At 62.5% G+C, this 22,103-nt stretch carries 15 protein-coding genes; 12 read left to right on the top strand and 3 right to left on the bottom strand.

Going from position 1 to position 22,103, the window contains the following annotated elements; translation table 11 throughout:
• Positions 1-62 precede the first annotated feature (62 nt).
• From OSC50_RS12105 to OSC50_RS12070, 8 genes are all read left to right on the top strand, one after another.
• A complete protein-coding gene (locus OSC50_RS12105) occupies positions 63-1,496 on the top strand; it encodes a serralysin family metalloprotease (RefSeq protein ID WP_181079484.1) in 1,434 nt (477 codons plus the stop codon).
• Between the two features lie 48 nt (positions 1,497-1,544).
• Entirely contained in the window at positions 1,545-1,913 is a 369-nt protein-coding gene (locus tag OSC50_RS12100) for a protease inhibitor Inh/omp19 family protein (protein WP_266249327.1), read from the top strand.
• 104 nt (positions 1,914-2,017) lie between these two features.
• Positions 2,018-3,769: a type I secretion system permease/ATPase gene (locus tag OSC50_RS12095; RefSeq protein WP_181079482.1), complete on the top strand. Its 1,752-nt coding sequence runs from the start codon at positions 2,018-2,020 to the stop codon at positions 3,767-3,769.
• Positions 3,766-5,067, top strand: coding sequence for an HlyD family type I secretion periplasmic adaptor subunit (locus OSC50_RS12090; RefSeq protein ID WP_181079481.1), 1,302 nt, complete (start codon positions 3,766-3,768; stop codon positions 5,065-5,067). The genes OSC50_RS12095 and OSC50_RS12090 overlap by 4 nt, the downstream gene beginning before the upstream one ends.
• Before the next feature lie 2 nt (positions 5,068-5,069).
• Positions 5,070-6,413, top strand: a complete 1,344-nt coding sequence (locus tag OSC50_RS12085) for a TolC family outer membrane protein (RefSeq protein ID WP_181079480.1) — start codon at positions 5,070-5,072, stop codon at positions 6,411-6,413.
• A gap of 18 nt (positions 6,414-6,431) precedes the next feature.
• A complete protein-coding gene (eprS, locus tag OSC50_RS12080; protein WP_266249330.1) occupies positions 6,432-9,389 on the top strand; it encodes an autotransporter serine peptidase EprS in 2,958 nt (985 codons plus the stop codon).
• A 43-nt stretch (positions 9,390-9,432) separates the two neighbouring features.
• Positions 9,433-12,477, top strand: coding sequence for an autotransporter serine protease (locus tag OSC50_RS12075; protein ID WP_266249333.1), 3,045 nt, complete (start codon positions 9,433-9,435; stop codon positions 12,475-12,477).
• Positions 12,478-12,579: 102 nt separating this feature from the next.
• Positions 12,580-14,004, top strand: coding sequence for a polyurethane esterase (locus tag OSC50_RS12070; RefSeq protein WP_181079478.1), 1,425 nt, complete (start codon positions 12,580-12,582; stop codon positions 14,002-14,004).
• Between the two features lie 91 nt (positions 14,005-14,095).
• Here OSC50_RS12070 and OSC50_RS12065 read toward each other — a convergent pair whose 3' ends face one another.
• A complete protein-coding gene (locus OSC50_RS12065) occupies positions 14,096-14,320 on the bottom strand; it encodes a YgdI/YgdR family lipoprotein (RefSeq protein ID WP_181079477.1) in 225 nt (74 codons plus the stop codon).
• Positions 14,321-14,507: 187 nt separating this feature from the next.
• On the opposite strand from OSC50_RS12065, the gene OSC50_RS12060 reads away from it, so the two are divergent.
• Positions 14,508-16,157, top strand: coding sequence for a VRR-NUC domain-containing protein (locus tag OSC50_RS12060; RefSeq protein ID WP_266249337.1), 1,650 nt, complete (start codon positions 14,508-14,510; stop codon positions 16,155-16,157).
• Entirely contained in the window at positions 16,154-18,412 is a 2,259-nt protein-coding gene (locus OSC50_RS12055; RefSeq protein WP_266249338.1) for an ATP-dependent DNA helicase, read from the top strand. Before OSC50_RS12060 ends, OSC50_RS12055 begins: the two co-directional genes overlap by 4 nt.
• A gap of 82 nt (positions 18,413-18,494) precedes the next feature.
• On the opposite strand, the gene OSC50_RS12050 is transcribed toward OSC50_RS12055, so the two are convergent.
• Positions 18,495-19,445, bottom strand: coding sequence for an alpha-E domain-containing protein (locus tag OSC50_RS12050; RefSeq protein WP_253507598.1), 951 nt, complete (start codon positions 19,443-19,445; stop codon positions 18,495-18,497).
• 3 nt (positions 19,446-19,448) lie between these two features.
• The gene (locus tag OSC50_RS12045; protein WP_253507601.1) at positions 19,449-20,858 is read right to left on the bottom strand and encodes a circularly permuted type 2 ATP-grasp protein; all 1,410 of its coding nucleotides are present in this window, start codon (positions 20,856-20,858) and stop codon (positions 19,449-19,451) included.
• A 394-nt stretch (positions 20,859-21,252) separates the two neighbouring features.
• On the opposite strand from OSC50_RS12045, the gene OSC50_RS12040 reads away from it, so the two are divergent.
• Together OSC50_RS12040 and OSC50_RS12035 are read left to right on the top strand one after the other, a co-directional pair.
• On the top strand, positions 21,253-21,798 hold the full coding sequence (locus tag OSC50_RS12040) for a hypothetical protein (protein ID WP_181079472.1): 546 nt from the start codon (positions 21,253-21,255) through the stop codon (positions 21,796-21,798).
• Positions 21,799-21,880: 82 nt separating this feature from the next.
• Positions 21,881-22,093, top strand: a complete 213-nt coding sequence (locus tag OSC50_RS12035; RefSeq protein WP_181079471.1) for a hypothetical protein — start codon at positions 21,881-21,883, stop codon at positions 22,091-22,093.
• Positions 22,094-22,103 lie beyond the last annotated feature (10 nt).

Here is a 22,103-nt window from a genome sequence, read left to right as displayed (position 1 = left end):
TCTCGCCAGCGGGGTTCCTATCGATCAAAGACTGATGCACTTGCAAACAAGGAAGTACGTTTATGTCAAAAGTAAAAGACAAGGCTATCGTGTCAGCGGCGCAAGCCAGCACCGCTTACTCGCAAATCGATAGCTTCAGCCATCTGTATGACCGTGGCGGCAACCTCACGGTCAACGGCAAACCGTCCTACTCCGTTGACCAGGCAGCCAACCAGCTGCTGCGCGACGGTGCCGCGTACCGCGACTTCGATGGTAACGGCAAGATCGATCTGACCTACACCTTCCTCACCTCGGCCTCCTCCAGCACCATGAACAAACATGGCATCTCGGGGTTCAGCCAGTTCAACACCCAGCAGAAAGCACAGGCCGTACTGGCCATGCAATCGTGGGCAGACGTGGCCAACGTCAATTTCACCGAGAAAGCCAGCGGTGGTGACGCCCACATGACCTTCGGCAACTACAGCGGTGGCCAAGACGGCGCGGCGGCCTTCGCCTACCTGCCCGGCACCGGCGCAGGCTACGACGGCACCTCGTGGTACTTGACCAACAGCAGCTACACGCCGAACAAAACCCCGGACCTGAACAACTATGGCCGGCAGACCCTGACCCACGAAATCGGCCACACCCTGGGCCTGGCCCACCCTGGCGACTACAACGCCGGGAACGGCAACCCGAGCTACAACGACGCGTCCTACGGACAGGACACGCGCGGCTACAGCGTCATGAGTTACTGGAGCGAAAGCAACACCAACCAGAACTTCAGCAAAGGCGGGGTAGAAGCCTATGCCTCCGGCCCGCTGATCGACGACATTGCCGCGATCCAGAAGCTCTATGGCGCCAACTACAGCACCCGTGCCGGCGATACCACCTACGGCTTCAACTCCAACACCGGGCGTGATTTCCTCAGCGCCAGTTCCAACGCCGACAAACTGGTGTTCTCGGTATGGGACGGTGGCGGTAACGACACCCTGGACTTCTCCGGTTTTACCCAAAACCAGAAGATCAACCTCAATGAGACCTCGTTCTCCGACGTTGGCGGCCTGGTGGGCAACGTGTCCATCGCCAAGGGCGTGACTGTCGAGAATGCGTTCGGTGGCTCGGGCAACGACCTGATCATCGGCAACAACGCGGCCAATCTCATCAAAGGTGGGGCCGGCAACGACCTGATCTACGGTGGTGGCGGCGCGGACCAGCTGTGGGGCGGCGCAGGCAGCGACACCTTTGTGTTCGGTGCCAGTTCCGATTCCAGGCCTGGCGCTGCGGACAAGATCTTTGACTTCGCCTCCGGCTCGGACAAGATCGACCTCAGCGGCATCACCAAAGGCGCGGGCCTGACCTTTGTCAATGCGTTCACCGGGCATGCCGGCGACGCGGTGCTGAGCTACGCGGCGGGCACCAACCTGGGTACCCTGGCGGTCGACTTCTCCGGGCACGGCGTGGCGGATTTCCTCGTCACCACCGTCGGCCAGGCAGCGGCCAGCGACATCGTGGCGTGATGCACGAGCGCGGCGTTTCGGCGCCGCGCCTCCGGAGGAAGCGTAACGATGCAGCGTTTTGTTACTTTGATCGCCTGCGCTGTGCAGGTGATGTTCGTGTCGGCAGGAGCCCACGCAATGGCGAGCAGTCTTGTTTTACCCACGCATGCCCAGTTGGCCGGCCATTGGCAATTGCGCCAGCAGGACCGGATATGCGCCTTGGACCTGTTGGAACAGGCCGGCGCCCTTGGCGGCGATGTGGCCTGTGTGACGCAGTGGCTGGGGGACAAGCCCCTGAGTTGGTCGCCGACACCGGACGGCATCTGGCTGATGAATGCCGAAGGCACCGGAATTACCCATTTGAACCGCCAGGCAAAAGACCGTTACGAAGGTAAAACGCCAAACGGCTCAGTGGTGATATTGCAACGTAAACCTTAGTTGCAGTTATAACGCTATAACCGGAACTTATTAGTTGGCCGTACGCCTGCGCAGGGAGCGGGTCAACTCGTGCATGCAGTTTGATTCAAGGAAGATCAGAAGATATGGCAAAGCCCCATGCCGTGGCGCCGTTATTCAAAGCGCTGGGTGAATATAAGAGCATCCTGATCAGCATCGGCTGTTTTACCGCGTTGATTAACCTGCTGATGCTGGTGCCGTCGATTTATATGCTGCAAGTGTATGACCGCGTACTGTCCTCCCAGAATGAAACCACTCTGGTGATGTTGACGCTGATGGTCGTCGGCTTCTTCGCGTTTATCGGCACCCTGGAAGTGATCCGCAGTTTTATCGTGATCCGTATCGGCAGCCAATTAGAGCGACGGTTCAACTTGCGCGTATATAAAGCAGCGTTCGAACGCAACCTGCAACGCGGCCAGGGACATGCCGGGCAATCCCTGGCGGATTTGACCCATATCCGCCAATTCATCACCGGACCCGCGCTGTTCGCGTTTTTCGATGCGCCATGGTTTCCCATTTACCTGTTCGTGATTTTCCTGTTCAACGTGTGGCTGGGGGTGCTGGCCAGCGCCGGTGCGCTGCTGTTGATCGGCCTGGCCTGCCTGAACGAATACTTGACCAAAAAACCCTTGGGCGAGGCCAGCGGCTTCTCTCAGCAATCGACCCAACTGGCTACCAGCCATTTGCACAACGCCGAAACTATCCAGGCCATGGGCATGCTGGGCGCGCTGCGTCACCGTTGGTTCGCCGTGCACGCGCAATTCCTGGGCCTGCAGAACAGTGCCAGCGATACCGGTTCGGTGATCACTTCCCTGAGCAAATCCCTGCGCCTGTGCCTGCAATCGCTGGTGCTGGGCCTGGGCGCGCTGTTGGTGATTCGAGGCGACATGACCGCCGGCATGATGATCGCCGGTTCCATTCTGATGGGCCGGGTGCTCAGCCCCATCGACCAGTTGATTGCGGTATGGAAGCAATGGAGTTCGGCCAAGCTGGCGTATCAGCGCCTGGACGAGTTGCTGCGCGAATTTCCGCCTGAGGTCGAGCAGATGGCCTTGCCGGCGCCCAAGGGGCAGGTGAGTTTCGAGCAGGTCAGCGCCGGCCCGCCGGGCAAACGCAATCCGATCCTGCATCACGTCAGTTTCACCCTCGGTGCCGGGGAGGTGCTGGGCGTGCTCGGTGCGTCGGGTTCCGGCAAATCGACCCTGGCCCGCGTGCTGGTGGGCGTGTGGCCGACCCTGGCCGGTACGGTGCGCCTGGACGGTGCGGATATCCATCGCTGGGACCGTGACGACCTTGGCCCGTATATCGGCTACTTGCCCCAGGATATCGAGTTGTTCAGCGGCAGCATCGCCGACAACATCGCGCGCTTTCGCGAGGCCGACCCCGAGCAGGTGGTGCGTGCCGCACAACAGGCCGGTGTGCACGAGCTGATCCTGCGCTTGCCCCAGGGCTACGACACCGTGCTGGGCGACAACGGCGGAGGCCTGTCCGGCGGGCAAAAACAGCGCGTGGCCCTGGCGCGTGCCTTGTACGGCGGACCCCGGCTGATCGTGCTGGACGAACCCAATTCCAACCTCGACACCGTCGGCGAAGCGGCGCTGGCCAGCGCCATCATGCAAATGAAGGCACAGGGCAGCAGCGTGGTGCTGGTCACCCATCGCTCGTCGGCGTTGGCCCAGGCCGACAAGTTGCTGGTGCTCAACGAAGGGCGCCTGCAGGCGTTCGGCCCGAGCCAGGACGTGCTGCGCGCGTTGTCCGGGCAACAGGAAGCGCCGAAGGAAAAACCCGGCGTCAGTTTCAGTCGTCAATACCAGGCCGGAAGGAATCCAGGCGCATGAGCGGCATCACTCTAGAACAACGCGACGCACGTTTCTTTGTGCGCATGGGCTGGTTGCTGACGGTTGTCGGCGCCGGTGGTTTTTTCCTGTGGGCCAGCCTGGCGCCACTGGACCAGGGCATTCCGGTGCAGGGAACGGTGGTGGTATCCGGTAAACGCAAGGCCGTGCAAACCCTCAGCCCCGGTGTGGTCAGCCGGATCCTGGTGCGCGAGGGCGAGACCGTCAAACAAGGCCAGCCGCTGTTTCGCCTTGACCAGACCCAGAGCCAGGCTGACGTGCAGTCGTTGCAGGCCCAGTACCGAATGGCCTGGGCCAGTGTGGCGCGCTGGCAGAGCGAGCGCGATAACCTGCCTGGTATAACATTCCCGCCCGAGCTGAGCGCCAACCCCGACCCGGCCCTGGCGCTGGTGCTGGAAGGTCAGCGTCAACTGTTCAGCAGCCGCCGCGAAGCGTTTGCCCGCGAGCAGGCCGGCATTCGCGCCAATATCGACGGAGCCGTGGCGCAACTGGGCGGCATGCGCCGCGCGCGCAGCGACCTGACCGCCCAGGCACAGTCCCTGCGCGATCAATTGAGCAACCTGCAACCCCTGGCCGATAACGGCTACATCCCGCGTAACCGCTTGATGGAGTACCAACGACAGTTGTCCCAGGTGCAACAGGACCTGGCGCAGAACAGCGGCGAAAGCGGCCGGGTGGAGCAGGGCATTGTTGAGTCGCGCCTCAAGCTGCAACAGCACCGCGAGGAATATCAGAAGGAAGTGCGCAGCCAGCTGGCCGACGCGCAATTGCGCAGCCTCACCCTGGAGCAGCAACTGACGTCCGCCGGTTTTGACCTGCAACACAGTGAAATCATCGCGCCGGCCGATGGCATCGCGGTGAATCTTGGCGTACACACCGAAGGCGCCGTGGTGCGTGCCGGCGAAACGCTGCTGGAAATCGTGCCCCAGGGCACGCGCCTGGAGGTGGAAGGGCACTTGCCCGTGCACCTGGTGGACAAAGTCGGCGCGCACTTGCCGGTGGACATCCTGTTCACCGCTTTCAACCAGAGCCGCACCCCGCGGGTGCCGGGGGAGGTCAGCCTGATCTCGGCCGACCAGATGCTCGATGAAAAAACCGGCGCCCCCTATTACGTGCTGCGCACCAGCGTAAGCGATGCGGCCCTGGAAAAACTCAACGGCCTGGTGATCAAGCCCGGCATGCCCGCCGAGATGTTCGTGCGCACCGGCGAGCGCTCGCTGCTCAACTACCTGTTCAAGCCATTGCTCGATCGTGCGGGCTCGGCGTTGACCGAGGAATGAGCATGCGAACGGTGTTGATCGCTCTGCTCTTGACCTGCGCCAACGCCCAGGCGGCCATGGGTCCATTCGATGTCTACGAGCAGGCTCTGCGCAACGACCCGGTCTTCCTGGGTGCAATCAAGGAGCGTGACGCCGGCCTGGAGAACCGCACCATCGGCCGCGCCGGGCTGCTGCCGCGCCTGTCTTATAACTACAACAAGGGGCGCAACAACTCCCAGGCCACGTTGCCCGACGGGCGCGGCGGCAATTATCACGACGACCGCAACTACAACAGCTACGGCTCGACCTTCAGCCTGCAACAGCCGCTGTTCGACTACGAGGCCTACGCCAACTACCGCAAGGGCGTGGCCCAAGCGCTGTTCGCCGATGAAAATTTCCGCGACAAAAGCCAGGCTTTGCTGGTGCGAGTGCTGACCTACTACACCCAGGCGCTGTTCGCTCAGGACCAGATCGACATCGCGCGAGCCAAGAAGAAGGCCTTCGAACAGCAGTTCCAGCAGAACCAGCACCTGTTCCAGCAAGGCGAAGGCACCCGTACCGACATCCTGGAAGCCGAATCGCGCTATGAGCTGGCCACAGCCGAGGAGATCCAGGCACTGGACGAGCAGGACGCCTCACTGCGCGAGCTGGGCGCGCTGATCGGTGTACAGAGCGTCAACATTCACGATCTGGCGCCGCTGAACCAAGGGTTCGCGGCCTTCACCCTGACGCCGGCCAATTACGACACCTGGCATGAACTGGCGATCAGCAATAACCCGTTGCTGGCGTCCCAGCGCCAGGCGCTGGAAGTGGCGCGTTACGAGGTGGAACGCAACCGCGCCGGGCACCTGCCCAAGATCACGGCCTATGCCAGTTCGCGCCAGCAGGAGTCCGACAGCGGCAACACCTACAACCAACGCTACGACACCAACACCATCGGTGTGGAGGTCAGCGTGCCGTTGTATGCCGGTGGCGCCGTTTCGGCGTCGACGCGCCAGGCCAGTCGCGCAATGGAACAGGCTGAATACGAGCTGGAAGGCAAGACCCGCGAAACCCTGATCGAACTGCGTCGTCAGTTCAGCGCGTGCCTGTCGGGCGTGAGCAAGCTGCGCGCCTACCAGAAGGCCTTGGCGTCGGCCGAGGCCCTGGTGGTGTCGACCAAGCAAAGCATCCTCGGTGGCGAACGGGTCAACCTCGACGCGCTGAACGCCGAGCAGCAGCTCTACAGCACGCGCCGCGACCTGGCCCAGGCGCGCTACGACTACCTGATGGCCTGGACCAAATTGCACTACTACGCGGGCAACTTGCGTGACACCGACCTGGCCAAAGTCGACGAGGCCTTCGGCCCTGTGAACCCACGCCCATAACAATAAGGACACCGTTTGATGAGCACCGATTCCTTGCGTTTCAAACCCTTCACCGCCGGTTCGCTGCTACTGCTGTCCATGACTGCCCAGGCGCAGTACCTGGAGGCCGGCCAGCCCGGCAACCCGGCCAGTTGGCGCTCGGCCGAGTACCTGAGCGACTGGGGCCTGGACCGCATGCGCGCCAACGAAGCCTACGCCGCCGGCATCGATGGCACTGGGGTGCGGATCGGCGCGCTGGACTCGGGCTTCGATGCCAGCCACCCGGAAGCCGACAAAGCGCGATTCCATCCGGTCACCGCCACGGGCAATTACGTCGATGGCAGCCCGTTCAGCACCACCGGCGCGCTGAATCCCAACAACGATTCCCACGGCACCCATGTCACCGGCACCTTGGGCGCGGCGCGCGATGGCGTGGGCATGCACGGCGTGGCGTACAACGCCCAGGTCTATGTGGGCAACACCAACGCCAATGACAGCTTCCTGTTCGGCCCGACGCCCGACCCCAAGTACTTCAAGGCGGTGTACAGCGCCTTGGTGGATTCCGGCGTGCGCGCGATCAATAACAGCTGGGGCAGCCAACCCAAGGATGTCAGCTACCAGACCCTCGGCGACCTGCACGCCGCCTACGCCCAGCACTACAACCGCAGCACTTGGCTGGATGCAGCCGCGGACGTCGCCAAGGCCGGCGTGATCAATGTGTTCAGCGCCGGCAACAGCGGTTACGCGAACGCCAGCGTGCGCTCGGCGCTGCCGTATTTTCAGCCGGAGCTGGAAGGGCACTGGTTGGCCGTCTCGGGGCTGGATAAAGCCAATAACCAGAAATACAACAAGTGCGGAATCGCCAAGTACTGGTGTATTTCCACGCCGGGCGCGCTGATCAACAGCACCATTCCCGACGGTGGCTACGGGGTCAAATCCGGCACATCGATGTCGGCGCCCCATGCCACCGGCGCCCTGGCGCTGGTGATGCAACGCTACCCCTATATGACCAATGAACAGGCGTTGCAGGTGCTGTTGACCACCGCCACCCAGCTCGACGGTTCGATCACCCAGGCGCCCAACACCACGGTCGGTTGGGGCGTGCCGGATCTCGGCCGGGCGATGCACGGACCGGGGCAATTGCTCGGGGTGATGGACGTCAACCTGGCGGCCGGGCAGGCCGATGTGTGGAGTAAAGGTATCAGCGACCAGGCGCTGATCCAGCGCCAGGCCGAAGACCGCGCCGAACACGCCGCCTGGCAGCAGACACTGATCGATAAAGGCTGGCAGAACGGCGTGAGTGCCGGCGCCAGCCAGCAGGACCAGACCGACTACGCGGTCGGCAACGCCCGTGATCAGGCCGCCGCGACGCGTATCTATCAGGGCAGCCTGATCAAATCCGGCGCCGGCAGCCTGGTGCTCAGCGGCGACAGCACCTATCGCGGCGCGACCACCGTCAACGGTGGCCTGCTGGCGGTAAACGGCGCACTGGCCTCGGCCGTCAGCGTGAACGACAGCGGCACTCTCGGCGGCTCGGGGCGTATTGGCGCGCTGACGGTCAATCGCGGTGGCCGTGTAGCGCCGGGTAATTCCGTAGGCACCCTGCAGGTGGCCGGCGACGTCACGCTGGGTGCCGGCTCCACCTATGCCGTGGAGCTGACGCCCGGCGGCAGCGACCGCATCGTGGCCGGCGGCAAGGCACGGCTCGACGGCGGCACGGTGACGCTGGCGCTGGAGAACAGCCCGACGCTGCTCAGCGGTGCGCAGGCGCAGAGCTTGATCGGTCGCCAGTACACCATCCTGCAGGCCGCCGGCGGTGTCGAAGGCCAGTTCGGCCAGGTGCTGCCCAATTATCTGTTTTTGGGCGGCAGCCTCGATTACGCCACCGGCGGTGTGCAACTGGCGGTGGTGCGTAACGACGCCACGTTTGCCAGCGTCGGCGCAACGCGCAACCAGCGCAGTGCGGCCAGCGCCGCCGAGCAATTGGGCGCGGGTAACGCGGTGTACGAAAGCCTTGTGCGTGCCGAGTCCCTGACGGCTGCGCAACAGGGGCTGCAGCAGCTGTCGGGCGAGGTCTACCCGGCAATCGGCGCGATGCTGATCAACGACACGCTGCAGTTGCGCGATGCCGTGGGCGAACGCCTGCGCCATGTACCGACCAACGGCGAGCGCAACTTGTGGTTCAAGGCGCTGGGCGCCTGGGGCAAAAGCGACGCGCGCAGCGAAACGGCGGGCGCGACTACCTCCCTTGGCGGGTTGCTGGCCGGTGTGGACGGCGCGCTGGACGAGCAGACCCGTGTCGGCCTGGTCGCCGGCTACAGCGACAGTTCCCTGAGCCTGGGCAGCGGCACGCATTCATCGGCCGCCATCGACAGCTACCACTTCGGCGCCTATATCGGGCGAGAGTGGGGCAACTGGCGAGTAACGGGCGGCGGCGCCTACAGCTGGCATCGCGGCGATGTGAAGCGTGACCTGCAATACGGCGACGTCAGCGGCAGGCAGAAGGCCAAGCTGCAAGCGCGCACGGCCCAGCTGTTCACCGAAGCGGCGTATCGCATTGAGTTGCAACCGCTGGCGCTGGAACCGTTCGCCAATCTGGCCTATGTGCACCTGGACAGCGATGGCGTGCACGAAAAAGGCGATGCCGCCGCCCTGCAACGCGGCAGCGACCAACGTGACGCCGTGCTCGGCACCCTGGGCGCGCGCGTGTTGAAAACCGTTGCGCTCAATGACCATCAGCAGCTGGAACTCTCCGGTTCGCTGGGCTGGCAACACAGCCTTACCGCCGTCGAATCCGAAGAGCACCTGGCGTTTGATGCGGGCGGACCTTCGTTCGCCGTGCGCAGTTCGCCGCTGTTACGCGATGCCGCGCTGGTGGCCGTGCAGGCCAGCCTCGCGCTGAGTGCATCGACGCGGGTCAACCTGGATTACCACGGCCAGTTGGCCGGGCGTGAGAACACCCAGGGCGTGGGCCTGAGTTTGAACTGGCAGTTCTGAAGCGATTTACACACGTGAAATAAAAAAACTAAGGAAGGTCACCGTGAACATACGCAAATCAGGGGTCATCACCGCCGTACTGGCCAGCCTGGGAACGGCCCAGGCCGCGCCCTACGTGGAGACCGGCAAGCTGGGCGACGCCGCCAGTTGGCGCAGCAACGAGTTCAAGGCCGACTGGGGCTTGGGCGCGGTACATGCCGACACCGCCTATGCCGCCGGTTACACGGGCAAAGGCGTCAAACTGGGCATCTTCGACCAGCCGGTGTACGCCCAGCACCCGGAGTTCGCCAGCCCCGGCAAAGTCGTGACGATTGTCACCGAGGGCATTCGCCAATACACCGACCCTTATATCCCGGTTAAAGCCGGCGATGCGTTTCGCTATGACGGCACCCCATCCCTGGGCTCCAACGGCAAACTGGGCAACCACGGCACCCACGTCGGCGGAATTGCCGCCGGCAACCGTGACGGCGGGCCGATGCACGGCGTGGCGTTCAATGCGCAGATCATCAGTGCCGAAAACGGCGACCCGGGGCCGGAGGACGGGATCATCCTGGGCAACGACGGCGCGGTCTACAAGGCCGGCTGGGACGCCCTGGTGGCCAGCGGCGCGCGCATTATCAACAACAGTTGGGGTATCGGCATCGGCGACCAATACGCCAAGGGCGGTCGCGATCCGGCGTTCCCCAACTTCACCGTCAACGAAGCGCGGGCGCAGTTCGACACCATCCGGCCGATCCTCGGCACCCTGGGCGGCGGTGCCTATGACGGTGCGATCAATGCCGCGCGCAGCGGGGTGCTGACCATCTTCGCTGCCGGCAACGATTACAACCGCAACAATCCGGACGCGATCTCGGGGCTGGCGTACTTTGTGCCGGACATCGCGCCCAACTGGTTGTCCGTGGCCGCGCTGCAGCAGAACCCGGATACCAGCAGCGCCAACCCGTATGTGATCAGCACGTTTTCGTCGCGCTGCGGTTATGCGGCGAGTTTCTGCGTGTCGGCACCGGGTACCAAAATCTACAGTTCGGTGATCAATGGCACCAGCTTGGAGAACCTCACCACCGACTACGCCAATTTCAACGGCACCTCCATGGCCGCGCCCCACGTGGCCGGCAGCGCGGCGGTGTTGATGGAACGCTTCCCGTACATGAGCGGCGACCAGATCTCCACGCTGTTGAAAACCACCGCCACTGATCTGGGCGCGCCGGGCATCGACTCGCTGTATGGCTGGGGCATGATCAACCTGGGCAAGGCGGTGAACGGGCCGGGGATGTTCGTTACCGCCGAGGATATTCCTGCCGAATTCCGTATCGACGGGGCGTATGGCAGCGGTCAATTTGTTGCGGACCTGCCGGGGATCGGCGCGGTGGTGGACCCCGGCAAACCGACCCAGCGCGTATGCACCGACGTGCACTGCGGGCTGGATGTGTGGAGCAACGACATTGCCGGGCATGGTGGCCTGACCAAGCAGGGTATCGGTGCCCTGGTGCTGACCGGCACCAACACGTACAGCGGCCCGACCCTGGTGAATCAGGGGCTGCTGGCGATCAACGGTTCAGTGACATCGGCTGTGACCGTTGGCCAGAGCGGTGTGCTCGGCGGCTCCGGTCGCGTCGGTTCGCTGCTGGCGACTCGCGGCGGCACGGTGGCGCCTGGCAATTCCATCGGTACGCTGAATGTGGCCGGGGACGTGACCTTTGAGCCCGGCTCGACCTATGCGGTGGAACTGTCACCTACCAGCAGCGACCGCATCGTGGCCGGCGGTACCGCCACCCTCAACGGCGGCACTGTGACCCTGGCCCTGGAAAACAGCCCGACCTTGCTCAGCGCGGCGCAGGCGCAAAGCCTGATCGGTCGCCAATACAACATCCTGCAGGCCGCCGGCGGTATCAATGGCAGTTTTGCTGCGGTACTGCCCGACTACCTGTTTATCGGCGGCACCCTGGACTATGCGGCCTCGGGCGTGCAACTGGACGTGGTGCGCAACGCCAACAGCTTCGCCAGTGCCGCCGCCACCGATAACCAGCGCGCCGTGGCTTCCGCCGCCGAGCGACTGGGAGCGGGCAATGCGGTGTATGAAAGCCTGCTGACCGCGCCGAATGCCGCTTCGGCGCAGGACGCGTTCCAACAGTTGTCCGGTGAAATCTACCCGGCGTTGCAGACGGCATTGCTCAATGACAGCCGCTACCTGCGCGAAGCCGTGGGCGAGCGCCTGCAGAACGGTGAGATGGGCACCGCCAGCCAGACTGTCGACAGCCGGGGCAATGTGTGGGTCAAGGCATTGGGGGCGTGGGGCAAGACCGACAGCCGCAGCGACACCGCGGGCTACACCACCTCCATCGGCGGCATGCTCGCCGGCGTCGACGGCGCGCTGGATGACGACACTCGCGTGGGTTTGGTCGCCGGCTACAGCGACACCTCGCTCAATATGGGCAGCGGCACCCACTCGCGGGCTGCGGTCGACAGCTACCACTTCGGTGCGTACGCCGGGCATGAAATAGGTGCCTGGCGCCTGAGCGGCGGGGCCACCTACAGCTGGCATCGCGCCGATGTGAAACGCGACCTGCAATACGGTGAAGTGGCCGGCAAGCAGAAAGCCAAAGTCGATGCGCGCAGCACCCAGGTGTTCGGCGAAGCGGCTTACCGCGTCAACCTGCAACCCCTGGCGCTGGAGCCCTTCGCCAACCTGGCCTATGTGCACCTGGACACCGATGGCGTCACCGAAAAAGGCGACGCCGCCGCGCTGAAAACCCGCGACGACCGCCGTGACGTGGTGCTCAGCACCCTGGGCATGCGCGCCCTGAAAACCTTCAACGTCAATGACCACCAGACACTTGAGGTATCCGGCACCTTGGGCTGGCAGCACAACCTGAGCAGCGTGGATGCCGAACAGCACCTGGCCTTTGCCTCGGGCGGCCCGTCGTTCGCCGTGGAAAGTGCGCCGATGGCGCGTGATGCGGCGTTGGTGGGCGCTCGCGTGAGCCTGGCGTTGAGCAAGGAGGCGCGGGTGAATTTTGACTACAACGGTCTGCTGGCGAGCAAGGACAAAGTGCATGGCGTGGGCTTGAGCCTCGACTGGGCGTTCTGAGCCGAGAGCGGGTTTGCTGTGGCAAGCCCGCTCACTACCGGGGCAAGCGTTTAGAGGGTGATGGACGTTCTCGATAAATTTAACAACAAGAGAGGCAATATCATGGGTGTGTTTGATTATAAGAACCTTGGAGCCGAGGGCTCCAAAGCGTTGTTTGCCGATGCCATGGCGATCACGTTGTACACCTACCACAACCTGGATAACGGCTTTGCCGTCGGCTACCAGCACAACGGCCTGGGCGTCGGCTTGCCGGCAACGCTGGTCGGCGCAGTGCTCGGCAGTACCGATTCCCAGGGCGTGATTCCAGGCATTCCCTGGAACCCGGATTCAGAGAAGGCCGCGCTCGAAGCGGTACAGAAAGCCGGCTGGACGCCCATCAGCGCCAGCACCCTTGGGTATGCCGGCAAAGTCGACGCGCGGGGAACGTTCTTCGGCGAAAAGGCCGGCTACACCACGGCGCAGGTCGAGGTCCTGGGTAAGTACGATGGCGCGGGGCAGTTGCAGGAAATCGGCATCGGCTTTCGCGGCACGTCCGGCCCAAGGGAGAAGCTGGTCACCGACTCTATCGGCGACTTGGTCCACGACCTGCTCGCGGCGCTGGGCCCCAGGGACTACGCGAAGAACTACGCGGGAGAGGCATTCGGTGGCCTGCTCAAGAACGTCGCCGAGTACGCGGCGGCCCACGGCCTGAGCGGCAAGGACGTGGTGGTCAGCGGCCATAGCCTCGGTGGCCTGGCAGTCAACAGCATGGCCGATTTGAGCGATGCGAAGTGGTCCGGGTTCTACAAGGATGCCAACTACCTGGCCTACGCCTCACCCACCCAGAGCGCCGGCGATAAAGTACTCAATGTCGGCTACGAAAACGACCCGGTGTTCCGCGCTCTGGACGGCTCGTCCGCCACCCTGTCGACACTCGGCGTGCACGATAAGCCCCACGAGTCGACCACCGATAACATCGTCAGCTTCAACGACCACTACGCCTCGACCTTATGGAATGTGCTGCCGTTTTCAATCGCCAATCTGCCGACCTGGGTCTCCCACTTACCCACCGGCTACGGCGATGGCATGGGGCGCATTCTTGAGTCCGGGTTCTATGCGCAGATGAATCGGGACTCGACGATTATCGTCGCCAACCTGTCCGACCCGGCACGGGCGACCACATGGGTGCAGGACCTGAACCGCAACGCCGAACCGCATAAGGGCGATACCTTCATCATCGGCAGCCATGGCGATGACCTGATCCAGGGTGGCAAAGGCGCGGACTTTATCGAAGGCGGCAAGGGCAATGACACGATCCGCGACAGCAGCGGGCATAACACCTTTTTGTTCAGCGGGCAGTTTGGCCAGGATCGGATTATCGGTTATCAGGCCACGGACAAGCTGGTGTTCCAGAACGTGGCGAGCAGTGGGGATTACCGTGATCACGCCAAGGTGGTAGGTGCCGATACGGTGATCAGCTTTGGTGGGGACTCGGTGACGTTGGTGGGGGTTAGCGGGATGTTGGGGGAGGGGGTTGTGATCGGGTAAAGGGGCAGGGAGGGGGATGTTGTCGGTTGGCCGCTATCGCAGGCAAGCCGAACCGTCGCACCGCCCCTCCCGCAGGTTTTTTGGCGGTGGTTCAGTCTTCTTTGCGGACGGTGGCGACTTCATCGGCCTTGACGCGGATGCGCTTGCCGGCGATGTCGGTGAATTCGTAGAACCCGTCGGCGGTCTTGGTTTTCGGCGAATCCTTGGTCAAATACTGCGTGCCGTTTTGCAGCGTCACAACGGTTTGTGTGGAGCAGCCGGCCAATACCAGAAAAGTGAGTGCAACCAGCGGTAGACCCAAATTCTTCATGTTCATAACCCTTACCTTTCACCTTGAAAAACCCCGCGTCACAGGCAGCGGGGCATAAATGTTACGCCATTGGCTTTCCCATCTGATCACTTTTATACAAAAAGTTGCGTGCGCCATTTATCTATTACTGATTGCAACACGGCTTTGACGGCGTCACTCTGTATGCATAACCAGTATTTGATCCTTGCGCGCCATGCCCAGCCCTCTCGACGACCCCCTTTATTACCTGCATAACTTCCGTCAGGTCCTGCACTGGCTGGGGCAGCGCTATGCCGACCTGCTCGATGCGGACGAACAGCATTTCATTCAGCAATTCGACAGGTTGCCCCAGGCGTCCCAGGCCTTGCTGGTGCGCATGGTCATGCGCAAAGGCGTGCACTTTCGCGCGGGCAAGCTCAACTACGTAGAGATTGGCTGCCCGCACGCGGCCGCCAGGCCGTTGTTGGCGTTGGGTTGGGTTGACGCGCACAGTCTATTGGCCTTCGAAGCGCTGTTCGCTTTGCTGCAAAAGAGTGAGTTGCTGGCGACGTTCAAACCCTGGATCGAGCAACCCAAAGGCAAAAAAGCCGACTGGCTGGAGGGGTTGGCCGCTCGGTTTACCCAGCCGCGCAGCTTCGCGCACTGGTGCCCTGAGCTTGGCGATGCGCTGTACAGCCTCACCGTGATGGAGCTATGTGACCGCCTGCGCTTGATGTTTTTTGGCAACCTGCACCAGGACTGGTCCGAATTCGTGCTGGCGGATCTGGGCATCTACACCTATGAAAAAGTTGAGTTCTGCGCCGAATCCCGTGGCCTGCGCAGCCGTGACGACGTGCATGGCTTTCTGTTCCTGCACCAGTGCCAGCAAGCGTTTGAAAGCGGCGAGGCACTGGATGCGATATTGGCCCGTGTCGCCAGCCTGGGCACCGACAACCCATGGCTGGAAAAACGTCGGGCCAAGCTGTTGTTTCAGATAGGCCAATATTGCGAGCGCAGCGCCGAATTGGAGCTGGCGCAGCAGATCTATCGCGCGTGTACCTACCCCGGCGCGCGCGCGCGTTTGATCCGCGTGCTGGAGCGTCAGGAGGATTACGCCCAGGCGTTGGCCCTGGCCAGCGTCGCGCAACAGGCGCCCGAAAGCGCTGCCGAGCAGCAGCACCTGCTGCGCGTAGTGCCGCGCCTGCGACGCAAACTCGGTGAGCCGGCGCTGCCCAAACCCAGGGCTCGCCCCGTTACACGCCTGGATCTGGACCTGGCATTGCCCGACGCGCTGATGTCGGTGGAATATTGCGTGCAGGCCCATCTCAGCGCGCCGGACGCGCCGGTGCATTACGTGGAAAACGGCCTGATCAATTCGCTGTTCGGCCTGCTGTGCTGGGAAGTCATTTTCGCGCCGTTACCGGGGGCGTTTTTCCATCCGTTCCAGCGCGGGCCGGTGGACCTGCACAGCGAAGATTTCCACCAACGCCGCGCGCCGCTGTTCGCCGCGTGTTTCGAGCAGCTGCAGGATGAGCGCTACAAGACCACCATCCGCCAGCGTTACCGCGATAAATGGGGTATCCAGTCACCGTTCGTGTTCTGGAACCTGCTCAACGAAGAGCTGTTGGAACAGGCCCTCGAATGCCTGCCTGCCACCCACCTGTGCCGCTGGTTCGAACGGCTGTTGCTGGACATCCGAGCCAATCGCACGGGCATGCCCGACCTGATCCAGTTCTGGCCCGCGCAAAAGACCTACCGCATGATCGAGGTCAAGGGCCCCGGCGATCGCCTCCAAGACAACCAACTGCGCTGGCTGGAATTCTGTGCTCAATACCAGATGCCCGTCACGGTCTGCTACGTGCGCTGGGCGGAGCAAACCGCTTGAGTTACAGCGTGGCGGTACGCGCCCTGTGTGAGTTCACCGCCAAGGTCGGCGACCTGGACCTGCGTTTTACGCCATCGCCCAGCGCTCAGGAAGGCATCGCCGGCCACCGCACCGTTGCGTCGCGCCGTAGTCCGCACTACCAGAACGAAGTGGCCCTGGAAGGCGAGTACCAGCAACTCAAGGTGCGGGGCAGGGCGGACGGCTACGACCCGGACCGCAATCGCCTGGAAGAAGTCAAAACCTACCGAGGCGACCTTGAGGCCCAACCGGCCAACCACCGCCAGCTGCACTGGGCTCAGGTCAAAGTGTATGGCTGGCTGATGTGCCAGAAGCTGGGCCTGACGCAGATTGATCTGGCGCTGGTCTACTTCGATATCGTCGGCGAGGGCGAGACGCTGCTCAGTCAGCGCTTCGAGGCCGAAGCGCTGCACCTGTTCTTCAACGCGCAATGTGCACGCTTCCTCCATTGGGCACAGCAGGAAATGCAGCACCGCGAAGCGCGTAACCGCACCGCGCAGACCCTGGCGTTCCCCCACGTCGACTTTCGCCCGGGCCAGCGCGCATTGGCCGAATCGGTCTACAAGGCGGTCAGTACCGGCCGTTGCCTGATGGCCCAGGCACCGACGGGCATCGGCAAGACCATCGGCACGATTTTTCCGCTGCTCAAGGCTCTGGCTCCGCAGCAACTGGACAAGGTGTTCTTTCTGACCGCCAAGACCCCTGGCCGCAAACTGGCCCTGGATGCGACCCAGGTGCTGTTTACCCATAGCCCCGACCTGCAATTACGCGTGCTGGAACTGGTGGCGCGGGACAAGGCCTGTGAACACCTGGATAAAGCCTGCCACGGCGAGTCCTGCCCCTTGGCCAGAGGGTTTTACGACCGCTTGCCCGCCGCCCGTCTGGCTGCGTCCCGCCGACGCCTGCTCGACCAGCGCGGTGTGCGCGAGGTGGCCCTGGCTCACGACGTCTGCCCGTATTACCTGAGCCAGGAAATGGCGCGTTGGGCTGACGTGGTGGTAGCGGACTACAACTATTATTTTGACGTCGGCGCCATGTTGTTCGGGCTGGCCCAGCTCAACCAATGGCGCGCCGCGGTGCTGGTGGATGAAGCCCATAACCTGGTGGAGCGCGCGCGTGGAATGTACAGCGCCAGCCTTGATCAGTACCGCCTCAAGACTTTGCGCGACTGCGCACCCGAGGCCCTGAAAAAACCCTTGCAGCGCCTGAACCGCGAGTGGAACGCGCTGCATAAGGCGCAAGTGGCGCCGTATCAGGCGTATGACGCCAGGCCCGACAAGCTGTTGAACGCCCTGAGCCTGTGCGTCAGCGCCATGGGCGATCATTTCAATGAGCATCCCGAGGCCCTGGCGGGCGATCTGCAAGCCTTTTACTTTGACGTGCTGCAATTTGCCAAAGTGGCCGAGCTGTTCAACGAGCACTTTATTTTCGACATCACTAAACGGTCCTTGGGCGGCAAACGCAGCAGCTCGACCCTGTGCCTGCGCAATGTAGTACCGGCCGAGTTCATCCGCCCACGGTTGACCGCTGCCCGCAGCAGCGTGCTGTTTTCCGCGACCTTGAGCCCACGTCATTACTACGCCGACTTGTTGGGCTTGCCTGCGGATACGGCGTGGATCGACGTGGCGTCACCGTTCAAGGCAGAGCAACTGCAGGTTCGCATTGTCGATGAAATCTCGACCCGATTTGCGCACCGCGAGGCTTCACTTGAACCCATCGTCGAGTTGATCGCCCGGCAATTCGCGCGCGCACCCGGCAATTACCTGGCGTTTTTTTCCAGCTTCGATTACCTGCAACAAGTGGCGCAGTGTCTGCTCGAGCGGCACCCGTACATCACGCTGTGGCAGCAGTCACGCGGCATGTCCGAGGCCGAGCGCCAGGGCTTTCTCGACCAGTTCACCGAACACAGCCAAGGGGTTGGCTTCGCCGTGCTCGGCGGCGCCTTTGGCGAGGGCATTGACTTGCCTGGCGCGCGGTTGATCGGCGCGTTTATCGCCACCCTGGGCTTGCCGCAATTGAACCCGATCAACGAAGAGATGAAGCGGCGCATGAGTGCGATTTTCGGCGCGGGTTACGACTACACCTACTTGTATCCAGGCCTGCAGAAGGTCGTGCAGGCGGCCGGCAGGGTTATCCGCAGCCAGCAGGACGAAGGTGTGGTGATGTTGATCGACGACCGTTTCGGCGAGGCGCGTGTGCGGTCATTGCTGCCGAGCTGGTGGGCGATATCGTCATAAGAACACCTCCAACGACAGCGCCGCGTTCAAGCACCTGATGCACTGATCACCTCGCCATTATCGCGAGCGAACCCCTGCGTGATCACACCACTTCAAGGTACGAACGGTGGATTGCCCGCGCCAATTCGCGCACGGTTTCGATGAAATCCGTCAACCTGCTGTGCAGGCCGTCCTCAAGAATTTCGTCGATCCCGGTGTAGCGCAGCCGCGCCTCAAACTCCGCCGCCAGCCGTTGCGCCGTGCGCCCGTAGCTGCCTGGCAGGTCCGCCAGGATCTGGCTCAGTTCCTCGATGCAGGCGTGCAACGAACGCGGTACGTCGCTGCGTAACAACAGCAACTCCGAGACCGAGCGGGCATTCAGCGCATTGGGGTACAGCTGCGTGTACGCCTCAAAAGACGACAACGCACGGAGCAGGGCGCTCCACTGGTAGTACCCGCGCGCCGACAGATCGCTGACCTCTTCGGACTCTTCGCCAAACATCTCATAGCGCGCATCCAGCAGGCGCAACGTGTTGTCTGCGCGCTCGACAAAGGTGCCCAGGCGAATGAAACGATAGGCGTCGTTGCGCATGATGGTGCCTGAGGTTGCGCCGCGAAACAGGTGCGAACGCTGCTTGACCCAGTCACAGAAATGGCTGATGCCGTGTCGGGCCAGGCCGCCGGCGGCGATGCTGCGCATTTCCAGCCAGGTGGCGTTGAGGTTTTCCCACATGTCGGCAGTGATACGCCCGCGTACCGCATGGGCATTGCCGCGCGCGGCCCGCAGGCAGTTGTAGATGCTGGCCGGGTTTTCCTCGTCGAGCGCGAAGAAGTGCAGCATGCGTTCGGCATCCAGTTGAGTGTGGCGTTCCAGATAGCTGTCCAGCGTGCCGCTGCTGAGCAACGACATGGCCAGTTCGTCCAGGCCGTCGCTGCGCCCGGCCTGGGGCATCAATGACAGCGAATAACTGACTTCGAGCATGCGCGCCAGGTTCTCGGCGCGCTCCAGGTAGCGCGACATCCAGTACAGGTCTGCGGCGGTTCTACTTAACATGATTCAGCCCTCCACCACCCAGGTGTCCTTGGTTCCGCCGCCTTGCGACGAGTTGACGATCAACGAACCTTCCTTGAGGGCGACGCGGGTAAGCCCGCCCGGCACCAGGCGAGTCTCCTTGCCGGACAGCACGAACGGCCGCAGGTCGATATGCCTGGGAGCGATGCCATTTTCGACAAAGGTCGGGCAGGTCGACAGGCTCAGGGTCGGTTGGGCGATGTAAGCATGCGGGCGAGCCTTGATGCGCTGGCGGAAATCCTCGATCTCAGCAGCGGTGGACGCCGGGCCGACCAGCATGCCGTAGCCGCCGGAGCCCTGGGTCTCCTTGACCACCAGTTGCTCAAGGTTGGCCAGCACGTGGGACAGCTCCGCCGGTTTGCGGCACTGAAAGGTCGGCACGTTCTGCAGCACCGGTTCTTCTTCCAGGTAAAAACGGATCATGTCGGGCACATACGGGTAGATAGACTTGTCATCGGCAACGCCGGTACCGATAGCATTGGCGAGCACCACATTACCGGCGCAATAGGCCGCAACCAGGCCAGGTACGCCGAGCATTGATTCGGGGTTGAACGCCTGCGGGTCGAGGAACGCATCGTCGATGCGTCGGTAGATCACGTCGACAGCCTTGGGCCCGTCGGTGGTGCGCATGAACACCTTGAGGCCATGCACGAACAAGTCGGCGCCTTCTACCAGCTCAACCCCCATTTCCCGCGCGAGAAAGGCATGTTCGAAAAACGCGCTGTTGAAGCGGCCAGGGGTGAGCACCACCACGTTGGGGTTGTCCAGGCGGCTGGAACTCTTGAGGGTCTTGAGCAAAAGGTTGGGGTAATGATCCACCGGGGCGATACGTTGCCTGGCGAACACTTCCGGGAACAACCGCATCATCATCTTGCGGTCTTCGAGCATGTAGCTCACGCCGCTGGGCGTGCGCAGGTTGTCTTCCAGCACGTAATAAGTGCCATCGCCATCGCGAACCAGGTCGACACCGGAGATGTGCGAGTAGATATCGCGGTGCAGGTCCAGGCCGACCATCGCCTTCTGGTAACCCTCGTTGCCCAGTACCTGATCCGCCGGAATAATACCGGCCTTGATGATGCGCTGATCGTGGTAGATATCGGCGAGAAACAGGTTCAGCGCGTTGACGCGCTGGATACACCCGCGTTCGATCATGCTCCACTCAACCGCGGGAATGCTGCGGGGGATGATGTCGAAGGGGATCAGGCGCTCGGTGTCCTGCTCATCGCCGTACAGAGTGAACGTGATCCCGGCGCGGTGAAACAGCAGATCGGCTTCGCGACGACGCTGGGCCAGCAGTTCCGGCGGCGTATTGGCCAGCCAGCGGGAGAAATCCTGATAGTGCGCACGGCACACGCCGTTTGCATCATTCATTTCATCAAAGAAAGATCGAGCCATTCCAGTACCTTGTCAGTGCCCGTGGCTAAGCAAGCGGCACTGCCGTTTTAAAAAACGCATGTTTTTATGAGCCCGTGGCGTACAGCGGCAGCGGGCCTGGACCTTACTTTCCGAGGATGTAGGCTCTGGGTGGGGTAGTTACCAATGCTCCTGTTTGCAAACAGATGAATCCATAAAGCAATGCCTGTGCCGAAACCTCTCTGTCCGCCTGCCGCCCGCCCCGTAGTGAGCGAGCTTGATCGCGTCGAAGCCCCCCATCCACCCACCCACACCCCAACTCGGTGCAAGCCGACTCACCCGAAAAAAACGCGCACCACTCCAGTGCACAACAAACTTGAACTCCCTACCCACCCCTTTCGTCTAACTAGGCCTATACACCCCGTGGACCACCCCCGTGCCCAGAATTATCTCCCCCGATACCCCGGAAACGGCGTTGACCGACCACAGCGAACACAACGCCAAGATCTTCGGCTCGCCCAAAGACCGCCTGGACTTCTACCGTCGCGAGATCCAGTACGAAACGTCCATCCTGGCCAACCGTACCGACGCCTACCTCACCGCCCAATCGTTCCTGGTCATCGCCTTCGTGTCCGGCATGGGCAATCTCAACCCCGAGTGGGGCAAGCTGTTCACCCTGATCGTGCCGCTGTTCCTGGCACTGCTGGGCATCCTCAGCTCGCTCAATGCCTGGCCAGGCATTCGCGCCGCGTACGACATCATCGATCACTGGCACTTCAAGCAGAGCCAATTGCTGCACAGCGAGCCGGTAATGGGCCTGGCCTATGACGAGTCGCCGCTGTTTTCCGAGCGCGAGTCTTCCCATAAGGGCTATCGCAAATCCCTGCTGTTTTCCGTGCGGACACCGTGGATTTTCATGGTGTTCTGGATTCTGCTGGGGGCCTATGCGTTCTACATCCAAGTGGATAACCCTGGCTCGTAAGCAATTTGAACTTCAACGCCGCTCACGGAACCTTAGCTTTACACAGCACGTGATTTTCCTGATAACTGCGAAGAGGTGAGCCATGAGTGACAGCAACGATCCCCAAGTCAGCGGCCGTAACGATCCCGCCATCGACGGTGGCGAACCCGCCCCGGCCACGGGTGCCGACGCGCCCAAAGACACCGATGCTCCCACCGATCCGAAGGCCAGGGACAACGACTTCAGCCCCGACTTCAAGCCGGAACCTGAGCACAAGCCCGACACCGACGCCGATATCGATACTCAGGGCGGCTAAAGGAGACAGT

Source organism: Pseudomonas quebecensis, assembly GCF_026410085.1.
Taxonomy (GTDB): Bacteria; Pseudomonadota; Gammaproteobacteria; order Pseudomonadales; family Pseudomonadaceae; genus Aquipseudomonas; species Aquipseudomonas quebecensis.
This window is presented reverse-complemented; position numbering and strand designations above follow the sequence as displayed.